This window comes from Nocardiopsis oceani (assembly GCF_054777395.1).
Window position 1 is genome coordinate 104,560 of record NZ_BAAHAR010000014.1, and the last position, 11,973, is coordinate 116,532.

Here is an 11,973-nt window from a genome sequence, read left to right on the forward strand (position 1 = left end):
AAGAACGGTGTCCACGCCATGAGTCGCACCCACCGGATACGTGTGATCGGCAGTACCTCCCTGGCCCTCTCCCTAATCCTCGCCGGCTGCGGGACCTCCGGTCCCGGAGACTCGGACACCCTGGAGCTGTGGGCTGTGGAGGACGCGACAGCCAACGAGATCCTCGAGGAGCACCTCGACGGCCACAACGAGGGACAGGTCGTCGACTCCGAACTCGTCACCTTCGTCAACGACGCCTACAAGCAGCGCCTGCAAGTCGCGCTCGGCTCCCCCAACGCCCCTGACGTGTTCTTCAACTGGGGCGGCGGCAACCTGGCCGAGTACACCGACCAGGGCCAGGTCCACGACATGACCCAGACCTTGGAGGACAACCCCGAGTTCCGGGACGCCTTCCTGCCCAGCGTGCTGGAGGTCGCCCAGCTCGAGGACTCCTACTACGGGGTACCCATGCTCGGGGTCCAGCCCGTCGTCATGTTCTACAACAAGCCCGTCATGGAGGAGGCCGGGCTGGAGCCCCCGGAGACCTTCGAGGACCTCTACGAGGCTATCGACGTCCTCCAGGAGCAGGACGTCACCCCGATCACCCTCCCCGGCGCCCAGGGCTGGACCCAACTGATGTGGTTCTCCTACCTCGTGGACCGGATCGGCGGCCCGGACGTGTTCCAGGCCATCGTCGACGGGGAGGAGGGCTCCTGGGAGGACCCGGCCGTCGTCCAGGCCATGGAGATGTGCCAGGACCTCGTCGAGCGTGGCGCCTTCGGCCCCAACTTCTCCTCCATCGACTACGACAACGGCAGCGCCTCCGCGCTCCTGGCCACCGGCGAGTCCGCGATGTTCCTGATGGGCAGCTGGGACATCGGGGAGCACCAGGACAGCAACCCCGAGTTCCTCGAGAACGACGAGCTCGGTTACGCCCCCTTCCCCGTCTTGGAGGACGGCGAGGGTGAGCCCAACGCGATCGTCGGCAACCCCAGCAACTACTTCTCCATCAACAGCTCCAGCGCGCACATCGAGGAAGCGACCGACTTCCTGGTGGAGACCATGGCCTCCGACGAGTACGTCGAGGACCTGATCGGAGCCGGCCAGGTGCCGCCCGTCGAAGGCATCGAGGACCAGCTCGAAGACAGCGAGCACGGCGAGTTCGCCACCTTCACCCACGAGCTGGTCTCCGACGCGCCGACCTTCACGCAGTCCTGGGACCAGGCACTGCCCCCGGCGGCCGCCGAGTCGATGCTGACCAACCTCCAGCTCCTCTTCCTCGAAGACATCACTCCGGAAGAGTTCGCACAGGACATGGAGCAGCTTCGGTGAAGTCCTCCGCAACGGAGCGGCCCGGGTTCCTCTGGGTCGCTCCGGCCCTGCTCTTCTTCGGACTGTTCGGCCTGGGCCCCGTCGTCGTCGTGGTCTACCTGAGCTTCACCTCGTGGAGCGGTCTCGGCAACCCCGAGTGGGTGGGCCTGGACAACTGGGCAGCTCTGCCCGGCGACAGCGAGGTCCGCGGCGGTCTGATGATCACCCTGACCCTGACCGTCCTGTGCTGGGCCACCCAGACCCCGCTCGCGCTGGCCTTCGGCGTGTGGGCCGCCGGCCACCAGAGGTCCCGGGCGGTGGTGAGCGCGATCTTCTTCCTGCCGCTGCTGTTGTCGACGGCGGCGATCGCCCTGGTGTGGCAGGCCCTCTTCGAACCGCACTTCGGCATACCCGCGCAGCTGAACGAGTGGTTCGGCCTCGCCCAGGGCAACGTCCTCGGGGACCCGACGATGGCCCTGTACGCGATCGTGTTCGTCCTGCTGTGGCAGTTCCTGCCGTTCCACATGCTGCTGTACCAGGCGGCGGCCCGGCAGGTACCGCGCTCGCTCTACGAGGCCGCCGAGCTGGACGGGGCTTCGGGGATCCAGCGGTTCCTGCGCATCACCGTCCCACAGCTGCGGCACACCATCATCGCGTCGTCGGTGCTGATGCTCGTGGGATCCATGACCTACTTCGAGACGGTCATGCTGCTGACCGGGGGCGGCCCCGGCCACGCCACCCGGATCCTGCCGCTGCACATGTACAACCAGGGGTTCATCGCCTTCGAGATGGGCTACGCGAGCGCGATCGCGGTGCTGTTGGTGGTCCTGGGAACGGGACTGTCGCTGTTGGTGGTGCGGGCCACCGGCTACTCCCGCATGACCAGCCAGAGGGAGGGGATCTGACATGGCCGCCGGAACAAGGCAGCGAACCGGCCCACGCGCCGACGCACGGAGGCCCTCGGCCAGGAAACCGGAGAAGGGGCCGCTCGCACGCCTGGCGGCCCGCCTGCGGCCCCGGCCCGGCAAGCGCCCCGCGTACGCGTCGGGGATCGGTGCGGCCCTGTGGCTCGTGGCCGTGGTGGTGCCGCTGTACTACCTGGTGGCCACCAGTCTGCGCGCGCCGGGCGACTACATGTCGCAGGGACCGCTGTCCATCCCCGAGTCCCTGACCCTGGACAACTACCGCAACGTCTTCGAGGTCGGCTTCCTCGGATTCCTGGCCAACAGCCTGATCGTGGCGCTCGGCTCGATCACCCTCGTGCTGTTGGTAGCGGTTCCTGCGGCCTTCGCCATCGTGCGCAGCCGCAGCCGGGCGGTGCGGATCAGCTTCACTCTGTTCCTCCTGGGATTGGCGGTGCCGGCGCAAGCGGTGATCATCCCGATCTACCTGATCATTACGCGGATGAACCTGTACGACAGCCTTCCCGCGATCATCCTGCCGACCGCGGCGTTCACGCTGCCGATCTCCATCGTCGTGCTCACCAGCTCGCTGAGGGACGTTCCCGGCGAGCTGTACGAGGCCATGGCCCTGGACGGCGCCGCCACCTGGCAGGTGTTCCTCCGGTTGGTCCTGCCCCTGTCGCGGCCCGGGGTGATGACGGTGGCGATCTTCGTCGGCCTCAACGCCTGGAACAACTTCATCTTCCCGCTGGTGCTGACCCAGAGCGAGTCGACCAGGGTCCTACCGCTGGGGCTGTGGGCGTTCCAGACCCAGTACGGGACCGACGTTCCCGGGCTGATGGCCGCCGTCGTACTGTCCGCCATCCCGATCCTGGCCCTCTACCTGTTCGGCCGCAGGCAGCTGCTGAGCGGGCTGGCCGCCGGTTTCGGCAAATAGCCCGCGGCGCGGGCACAGGTTCCCCCTGCCCGCGCCGCGCCGGGGTCCGGCCCCTCCCGACTCCCCTGACCGGACCCCGGTTCCCCCCTTGCCCCCACCTGACCCCACCTGCACTGGCTGCCCCACCCGCCCGATGAAAGGCCGTGATGACCACCTCCCCCGCCACCGACGTCCGAGCCGGAACCATCACCAACCCGGTCCTGCCCGGCTTCCACCCCGACCCCTCGATCCTTCGGGTCGGCGAGGACTACTACATGGCGACCTCCACCTTCGAGTGGAGCCCGGGAGTGCTGCTGCACCACTCCCGGGACCTGGTCCACTGGCGCCCCCTAGGCGGAGTCCTGGACGAGGACCGCCTCCTCGACCTCACCGGGCACCGGGACGGTGCCGGGGTGTGGGCGCCCTGCCTGTCGTACAAGGACGGGGTGTTCCACCTGATCTTCACCGACGTGGAGAACTACGCGGAGGGGTTCTGGGACACGCCGAACTACGTGACCACCGCACCGTCCGTCCACGGCCCGTGGAGCGACCCGGCGCCGATCCACGCCATGGGGTTCGACCCGTCCCTGTTCCACGACGGGGACGGCCGGAGCTGGGTGATGAGTAACAGGAGTGACTGGCGGCCAGGCCACCACGCGTTCGCCGGGATCGTGCTCCAAGAGCTGGACACGGAGTGGATGCGCCTCCTCGGTGAGCCGCGCGTGATCTTCGAGGGCACGTCCGCGCGGGTGACCGAGGCACCGCACCTGTACCGCGAGAACGGCTGGTACTACCTGGTGACCGCCGAAGGCGGGACGCAGTGGGACCACCAGGTGACGGTGGCCCGGTCCCGGCACATCGACGGACCGTACGAGGTGGACCCGGCCGGTCCCACGCTGTCCTCGCGGGAGCACCCGTCGCTGCCCCTGCAGAAGGCGGGACACGGGAGCCTGGTCAGCACCCAGGGCGGCGAGTGGTTCCTGGCGCACCTGGCAGCGCGCCCGCTCACCGAGCGCGGCAGGTGCGTGCTCGGGCGGGAGACCGCGCTCCAGCGGGTGGACTGGGTGGACGGCTGGCCCAGGGTGGAGGGCGGTGTCCCGCACATGGAGGTCCCCGGCCCCGCGCTGGAACCCCACCCCTGGCCCGAGGTCCCGGCCAGGGACGACTTCGACTCCCCGCTCCTGCGCCCGGAGTGGAGCACGCTGCGGCGCCACCTGGACGAGGAGTGGATCTCGTTGACGGAGCGGCCCGGGCACCTGCGTATCGAAGGCGGGCAGTCACCGTCCGGGACCCGTCGGCCGAGCCTGGTGGCCCGCCGGGTGCAGCACGACCGGTGCGTGATGGAGACCGTGATGGAGTTCTCCACCGACACCTTCCAGCGCATGGCCGGGCTCACCGCGTACTACAACATGCGGCAGTGGCACTACTTGCGCGTGGGATTCGACGAGCTGGACGGGATGTTCGCCGGGGTACTCAGCTCCGACCGCGGCCGGGTCCGCGAAGTGGGCCCTCGGGTGGACGTGCGCGGCTGGGAGCGGTTTCACCTGCGCGCCGAGATCGACCGGGCGGAGCTGCGGTTCGCGCTCTCCGAGAACGGCCGCGAGTGGATCGACATGGGTGTCGACGCGGGCGGGGCGCTGGACGCCAGCATCCTGTCCGACGACTACGCCGAAGAGCGCTCCCCCGACGGCGAGACGACCACTCTCTGGGGTTTCACCGGGGCTTTCCTGGGCCTGTGGGTACACGACCTGACCGGCACAGGCGGCCACGCCGACTTCGACCACGCCACCTACCGCGGGCTCGGTGGTTGAGGGCGAGAGCGGGGGTGGGGAGCCCTCCGGCGGCGGGGGCTCCACCGGATATTCGTCGTGCGGCCCGTTCGGGGCCGGCCTCCCTGTCCGATTCGGGCGGGTCGGAGTAGGGTTCTGGCCAGCCCGGCCGACAACCAAGCGCTTTCCGGAGATCCTCCATGAACTCCCCGGTCCTCGCCCAGCTCCTCGGTGGCTTCGCCAGCGGCGACGTCGAGATCCTCGACCTCACCACGCGACTGAGCCCCGACACGCCCACACTGCAGTTGCCCGAGCCCTTCGCGAACCTCATCGACTTCAGCCTCGAACAGGTCAGCGCCTACGACGAGCCCGGGCCGTTCTGGCGGCACCACAACATCCACACCGGTGAGCACGTCGGCACCCACTTGGACGCACCCATCCACTGGAAGACCGGGCGCAACGGCCTGGACGTGTCCCAGATCCCGATGAGCCGACTCGTCGGGACCGCCGCTGTCATGGACCTCAGCGCCGAGGCGGCCAAGGACCCCGACTTCCTGTTGGAGGTCGACCACATCCGCGCCTGGGAGGCCGAGAACGGACCGTTGGAAAACGGATCCTGGCTGCTGTTGCGCACCGGTTGGGACCAGTACGGCCACGACCGGGAACTGTTCCTCAACACGGACGAGGCCGGTTCACACACCCCCGGGGTCTCCGCCGAGTGCGCCCGCTGGCTCGCCGAGCACAGCCCGATCTCCGGTTTCGGGGTGGAGACCGTCGGTATCGACGCGGGCAACGCCATCAACCTGGACCCGCCGTTCCCCGTGCACCACCACCTGCTCGGCAACGACCGCTACGGCGTTACCTCACTGCGCAACCTCGCCCACCTGCCGCCGACCGGCGCGGTCGTCGTGGTCAGTCCCCTGCCCATCGTCCACGGCACCGGCAGTCCCGCCCGGGTCATCGCCTTCGTGGACCGGCGTGGATAGCGGCGCGACCGTCGCCGACCTGGTCGGACGGGTCCTGGCTCAGCTGGGGGCCGGTCACGCGTTCGGGGTGGTGGGCAGCGGGAACTTCCACGTCACGAACGCACTCCGTCGGCACGGTGTGCCTTTCACGAGCGCCAGGCACGAGGGCGGGGCCGCCGTCATGGCCGACGCCTACGCGCGCATGTCGGACCGGGTCGGCCTGGTCAGCGTCCACCAGGGGTGCGGGCTGACCAACGCGATCACCGGGATCGGTGAGGCCGCGAAGAGCCGTACCCCGCTGTTGGTCCTGGCCGCCGACACCGCACCGGCCGCGGTGCGCTCCAACTTCGCCGTCGACCAGGACTCCTTGGTCCGGTCCGTGGGCGCGGTGCCGGAACGGGTGCACTCGGCGGCCTCGGCGGTCGCCGACATCGTGCGGGCCTTCCGCACCGCCAGCAACGAACGGCGCACGGTGGTCGTCAACCTGCCCTTGGACGTGCAGGCCCAGAACGCACCCGAGGACGCGCCTGAGACGGTCGCCCCGGTCGTGCGGCCCGCTCCCGTGCGTCCCGCCGGGGAGGCGGTGGCGTCTTTGGTGGAGCTCGTCCGCGCGGCCGACCGGCCGGTGTTCGTGGCTGGCCGGGGTGCGCGGGGTGCGGGCCCGCAGATCGCCGCTCTGGCCGAGCACGCGGGAGCGCTGGTGGCGACGTCGGCGGTCGCGGCGGGACTGTTCGAGGGAGAAGGGTTCTCGCTGGGGATCTCCGGCGGCTTCTCCTGCCCGCTGACCGCCGAGCTCATCACCGGCGCCGACCTGGTGATCGGTTGGGGGTGCGCGCTCAACATGTGGACCATGCGCCACGGCAAGCTCATCTCCCCGGGAACCCGGGTGGCGCAGGTCGACCTGGAGGACTCCGCGTTGGGCGCCCACCGGCCGATCGACCTCGGGGTGCTCGGGGACACGGCCGCGACCGCCCGCGACGCCCTGGCCGCCCTACGGGAGATCCAGCCCGAGCCCGCCGCCAAGCTGAGGACGCCCGAGATCGCCGACCGTCTGGCGGGCGAGGGCCGTTGGCAGGACGTCCCGATCGACGACAACTCCACCGCCGGGCGGATCAACCCGCGGCTGCTCACGGTGGAGCTGGACCGGATCCTGCCCGGCGAACGGATCGTTTCCGTGGACTCGGGCAACTTCATGGGCTACCCGTCCACGCACCTGTCGGTCCCGGACGAGTTCGGGTTCTGCTTCACGCAGGCCTTCCAGTCCATCGGTCTGGGGCTGGGCACCGCGATCGGGGCGGCCACCGCGCGCCCGGACCGGCTGCCAGTACTGGGTACCGGGGACGGCGGGTTCCTGATGTCGGTGTCCGAGTTGGAGACCGCCGTGCGGCTCGGGATCCCGCTGGTGGTGGTCGTGTACAACGATGCCGCCTACGGTGCCGAGGTGCACCACTTCGCCCCTGGGGACCCGGAACCGGAGCGCAACCCGGACTTGGGCACGGTGGTCTTCCCCGACACCGATTTCGCCGCGATCGCCCGAGGGTACGGGGCTGCGGGGATCACGGTGCGGGGTGTCGAGGACTTGGACGGGGTGACCGACTGGCTGGCCGGGGAACGGTCGGGGCCGCTGGTGGTGGACGCCAAGATCGTCTCGGACGGGGGTTCCTGGTGGTTGGCGGAGGCCTTCGCGACCCATTGACGGGTTCGGTTCAGATTCCGGGGGTCGGGTACTGAGAGTCGGGTCCCGAGAGTCGGGTACTGAGGGTCGGGTCCCGAGAGTCAGGCCCCGAGGGCGAGGTTGACGCCCAGGGTGAGCATCACCGCCGCGATGATCCCGTCGAGTACCCGCCAGGCGCCCGGCCGGGCGAAGACCGGACGGAGCAGGCGGGCCCCGTACCCGAGGGAGAAGAACCACAGGAAGCTCCCGGCCACGGCGCCGCCCGCCCACCACCAGCGGGCGTCGCCGACCTGCTGGTTGGCGACCGACCCCAGGAAGAGGACGGTGTCCAGGTAGACGTGCGGGTTGAGCCAGGTCAGGGCGAGGGCTGTGGCGATCGCGGCCTTGGTGCCGGTGCGGGCCGGGGTCGCTGGCACCGCAAGGGTGGGTGTGTCCGTTCGGGTGACGGGAGCGCTCTCCGGGGCTGGGTTCGGGGTGTCGTCCGCCTTCGTCGGGGCGTTCGCTGGCACCAGGGTGTCGGCCTTACCCGGCCGGAGTGTCCGGTAGGCGGCGAACAGGCCGTACACGACGAGGAAACCCGCACCGAGGAGCCGGATGACCACCATGGCCGTGGGGAGGGCCTCGACCAGGCTGCCGATACCCACGACCCCGGCGGTGATGAGCAGGGCGTCGGAGACCGCGCAGACCAGTACCACCGACAGGACCGCGGTCGGCTTGCCGTCGATCCCGAGCCGGAGCAGGTAAGCGTTCTGGGCGCCGATGGCCACGATGAGCGCCAGGCCGGTGCCCAGGCCCATGAGTGCGGGGAGAAGGGATTCGTTCACGGGAGGCAGCCTCTCCCAGCCTGGGTATGCAGTAAAGCTAAACTTTCTCAGAACCCCTAAGGAAAGCTTAGGATCGCACGTCAGGAGGTTGGGGATGCCCTTCCAGTTCGATCATCTGCGCACTCTGACCGCGCTCGTCGACGAAGGCACGTTCGAGGCGGCCGCACGGCGACTGCACGTGACATCGTCGGCGGTGTCGCAGCGGGTGCGGACGATGGAGCAGACCGCGGGGAAAGTGCTGGTCCAGCGCACCAACCCGGTCGTGCCGACGGAGGCCGGTGACGCTGTGCTGCGCTACGCACGCCAGGTCCTGGTGCTGGATCAGGACGTGCTCGCCGAACTCAGGACCGCCGACCACGAGAACGGACGTGCGTTGGTGCCCCTGGCAGTGAACGCCGACAGCCTGTCCACGTGGTTTCTGGAAGCGATCGCTGAGCTACCGCCGGAGCTGGGTGCCGTCTTCGAGATCCATCGGGAGGATGAGGAGCACACCACGAGCCTCCTGCGCTCGGGGGCGGTGATGGCAGCGGTGACGTCGACCCCGGAGGCCGTGCAGGGGTGTGCCGTTGAAGGACTGGGGGTCATGCGCTACCAAGCGGTGTGCAGCCCCGCGTTCGCCGAGCGGCATGGCACGGGTGTTGTGGGGCGCCCCGTCGATCCGGAACGCCCCGTCGATCCGGAACACCTCGTCGAAGCGCCGGTGGTGAACTTCGACCGCAAGGATGATCTGCAGGACCGCTTCCTGCGAGACCTGACCGGAAGCGACTCCCGGGGTCCGCGCCACTACATCCCCGCGTCCGAGGACTTCGCCCGAACGGTGTTGCTGGGCTTCGGGTGGGGAGCCGTTCCGGAACACCAGTGCGCCGAGGACCTGGAGACCGGAAAACTGGTGTCCCTGGCACCAGAGCACCCGGTGGAGGTGCGGTTGTACTGGCAACGTTGGAAACTCAAGTCACCTCTGTTGGATGAGGTCACCCGGTGTGTGAAGGCCGGGGCCGCACACCACCTGTACCCGCTCTGACACGGCCCATTGGTTGGGGCCGCCCGGGTGGTTGAGGTCCGAACGGATGAGGTGTGAGGGTGTCTGCTCTGGAGTGAGTGTGCCTGCTCTGGGGTGGGGGTGTCTGCGCTGGGGTGAGGTTCCCTTCCGGGCTGGGGTTCCCTCCTTTCCCGCCGCCCGATTGTGGCCGTCTCCGCTACGCGCCTCAAGGTCGTCGCCATCGAGCGCTTCGCGCGTCATTGGCGCTCCACCTTGACCCGCTCCGCTGCGACGGCGGTTTGGCGGCTATCGGGAAAGGGGGACGGGTGGTTGAGGTCCGAGCGGTCCCGGCCTTCGGCCGGGCAACCCCAGTCGGCCTGGCGGCCGATGCCTGCCACGCCGCCGGAGCTTTGACGGGTCGGGTGTCGCGGCCGGTCATTCTGGGCTGCGGACCCCGAACAGCGCGGCCTGCGGCCGGGTGGGCCCCTGCGCCGGAGCACACCGGTTGAGGGTGTCGCGGCTGGTCATGGTGTGCGGCGAACCCCTCGGGAGGGCGCCAGGGCATCAGGGTGTGGGGGCGTGGGCCGGTAGGGCCTTGGCGGGTGGTTACCGCTTCTCAGGTGTGGGAGTAGGGGTTGGGTCGGGGTCGGCGTCCGAGTCCTCCCCCTTGTTGGTACTTCCCCGGTTGCGGTGGGAGGGGCGGCCCTGCCAGACGGGCTGGTCCGGGTTGGTCTCCCGCCGGTACTTCAACCGGTTGTGGTCTGAGCACAGTGGCTGGATATTGTCCGCGCTCGTGGACCCGCCGGCCGAGAAGCTCCTCTTGTGGTCGGCCTCGGAACCGCTGGCCGGGGTGTTGCAGCCCTGGTACCAGGCGCAGGTGGTGTGACCGAACATCCCCGCGTCCCGCAGAGCGCCCGTGGCGTTGCGCTGGGTACGGCCCACGTCCAACACCGTCTCCCCCTTGGGGGAGGTGATCATCCGACGCAGCACACTGTTGGGGGCCAGGGCACGGATCGCGGCCATGGAGACCACCTGCCCGTCCTGCGTCACCGCCGGACCCGCACCCCCGTCCTCGCCCTGGAGGCCCAGGAAGGTGGGCAGGGGCACCATGATGTTGATCATCGCCACCGCAGCACGCTTGCGACCCGTGCCGCCCTTGCCCTTGCTGTCCTGACCGTCGGAGCCCTCTGCGCCCTCTGCGCCCTCGCTGTTCTCTGCGCCCTCGCCGGGGTTGGTGGGGTCGGTGGGGTGGGAGGCGGAGCGGACCAGGTTCATGAACGCGTCATACATCCGCTCCGAAGCCGACACGTGCAGCCTCTCGGGGTCATAGTCCACCTCGTGGGCCTTGAGCTCACGCTGGATCTCCTCGGCGTGCTCACTCGGACCCCAGAGCTCGAACTGGAAAGTCGCATCAAAGGTGCGCACCAGGCGCGCACCACGGGCGTCGAAGGCGGCCTGGTACTGCTCTTCCACCACAGCCGGGTTGTACTGGGCCAACAGCTCCCGGCCCAGCCGAGCGATGTGGGAAGTCGACATCGCCGGCTCCTTAGCCTTAGCGGCCACGATCCCGGCCTCCATCATCCGCCGAAACTCCCCGGCGTTGGGGTGGCGGCCGGTGTTGCGCGCCCCCACCGCCCGCTCAGCGGCCCGGCACACCGCCACCGCCTCCCCGATCGACAACAACCCAGAGTCCAAGCCCTGGCGGGTGGCGGGAAGCTCCAGGGCGAACAGCCGGCGGGCCAGCTCGGCGCGCCCGTTGGCCTCAACGGGGACCATCCCCACCGAGTGGATCAGCCAGTTCTGCACCGACCTCTGCCCACCCGCCTCCAACAGGGTCCCGGCCGCCTCCAGCTGGGCCAGGCGCAGCAGCATCGAAAGCTGGGCCTGCTCCATGTCCTCGAACACCTGCGAGATCACATCCAGCACCTGACCGGCCGCACCCGCCGGAGGCACCTCGCCCATCTCCGAAGCGATCTTTCCCCGGGCAGCACCCATGGCGGCCACGGCGGGCGTATTGCCCGCCGTGTTCCCGCACTGCCCGAAAGAAGAAGTCATACCACTAAGGATATCAAGAAGGGCGCAGAAAGGACCTATCCTGGGGGTGATAAAACCCTTACCCGGCCACCCCGATCCGCCTTTCTGTTCCCCAAGGAGAAGCCTTCCAGAAAAGGGCCTCGGCCCCCCGTGCGCATTCCTGGGCAAAGCGGACATATGCGCGCCCGAATGGTGATGATCTTGCCTCTGTCTCCACTCTCGACGGCCGAGGGTGGAGACAGGGGCAAGATCATCGGGGAATGGCCCGAACGGAGGGGTTCGCCTCCCGCATTGACCGGCCGCGACACCCGACCCGTCAACGCTCCGGCGCAGGGGCAGGCATCGGCCGCCAGGCCGACGCAGTTATCGGGCGAAGCCCGAGTATTTCCGCTCGGACCTCAACCACCCGTCCACCTTTCCCAACAGCCGCCAACCCGCCGTCGTAGCGAAGCGTGTCAAGGTGGAGCGCCTTTGATGCGCGAAGCGCTCGATGGCGACGACCTTGACGCGCGTAGCGGAGACGGCCACAATCGGGCGGCGGGAAAGGAGGACACCCCACACCGGAAGGGAACCTCCGACCCAAGGCGGGAGACCCAGCCCGGAAGAGCACCCCACGCCA

9 protein-coding genes are annotated in these 11,973 nt (G+C 69.2%); 7 read left to right on the forward strand and 2 right to left on the reverse strand.

Features of this window, described 5'->3' with window-relative positions; genetic code table 11:
- The first annotated feature begins 18 nt into the window (after positions 1 to 18).
- The 6 genes from ACYVDG_RS10375 to ACYVDG_RS10400 all read left to right on the forward strand — a co-directional run bounded on the left by ACYVDG_RS10375 (position 19) and on the right by ACYVDG_RS10400 (position 7,538).
- Positions 19 to 1,311, forward strand: a complete 1,293-nt coding sequence (locus ACYVDG_RS10375) for an ABC transporter substrate-binding protein (protein ID WP_460748841.1) — start codon at positions 19 to 21, stop codon at positions 1,309 to 1,311.
- The gene (locus ACYVDG_RS10380) at positions 1,308 to 2,195 is read left to right on the forward strand and encodes a carbohydrate ABC transporter permease (protein ID WP_460748843.1); all 888 of its coding nucleotides are present in this window, start codon (positions 1,308 to 1,310) and stop codon (positions 2,193 to 2,195) included. Before ACYVDG_RS10375 ends, ACYVDG_RS10380 begins: the two co-directional genes overlap by 4 nt.
- A 1-nt stretch (position 2,196) precedes the next feature.
- On the forward strand, positions 2,197 to 3,129 hold the full coding sequence (locus ACYVDG_RS10385; protein ID WP_460748845.1) for a carbohydrate ABC transporter permease: 933 nt from the start codon (positions 2,197 to 2,199) through the stop codon (positions 3,127 to 3,129).
- A 146-nt stretch (positions 3,130 to 3,275) separates the two neighbouring features.
- Positions 3,276 to 4,919: a glycoside hydrolase family 43 protein gene (locus ACYVDG_RS10390; RefSeq protein WP_460748847.1), complete on the forward strand. Its 1,644-nt coding sequence runs from the start codon at positions 3,276 to 3,278 to the stop codon at positions 4,917 to 4,919.
- Between the two features lie 158 nt (positions 4,920 to 5,077).
- Positions 5,078 to 5,863, forward strand: coding sequence for a cyclase family protein (locus ACYVDG_RS10395; protein WP_460748850.1), 786 nt, complete (start codon positions 5,078 to 5,080; stop codon positions 5,861 to 5,863).
- Positions 5,856 to 7,538 (forward strand): thiamine pyrophosphate-binding protein, encoded by a 1,683-nt coding sequence (locus tag ACYVDG_RS10400; protein ID WP_460748853.1) that lies wholly within the window; start codon positions 5,856 to 5,858, stop codon positions 7,536 to 7,538. Before ACYVDG_RS10395 ends, ACYVDG_RS10400 begins: the two co-directional genes overlap by 8 nt.
- A gap of 80 nt (positions 7,539 to 7,618) precedes the next feature.
- On the opposite strand, the gene ACYVDG_RS10405 is transcribed toward ACYVDG_RS10400, so the two are convergent.
- On the reverse strand, positions 7,619 to 8,341 hold the full coding sequence (locus ACYVDG_RS10405) for a LysE/ArgO family amino acid transporter (RefSeq protein ID WP_460748855.1): 723 nt from the start codon (positions 8,339 to 8,341) through the stop codon (positions 7,619 to 7,621).
- A 94-nt stretch (positions 8,342 to 8,435) separates the two neighbouring features.
- Between ACYVDG_RS10405 and ACYVDG_RS10410 the strand changes: the two genes are divergently transcribed.
- Positions 8,436 to 9,362 (forward strand): LysR family transcriptional regulator ArgP, encoded by a 927-nt coding sequence (locus ACYVDG_RS10410; protein ID WP_460748857.1) that lies wholly within the window; start codon positions 8,436 to 8,438, stop codon positions 9,360 to 9,362.
- Between the two features lie 564 nt (positions 9,363 to 9,926).
- Here ACYVDG_RS10410 and ACYVDG_RS10415 read toward each other — a convergent pair.
- On the reverse strand, positions 9,927 to 11,375 hold the full coding sequence (locus ACYVDG_RS10415) for an HNH endonuclease signature motif containing protein (RefSeq protein ID WP_460748859.1): 1,449 nt from the start codon (positions 11,373 to 11,375) through the stop codon (positions 9,927 to 9,929).
- Positions 11,376 to 11,973: the final 598 nt, after the last annotated feature.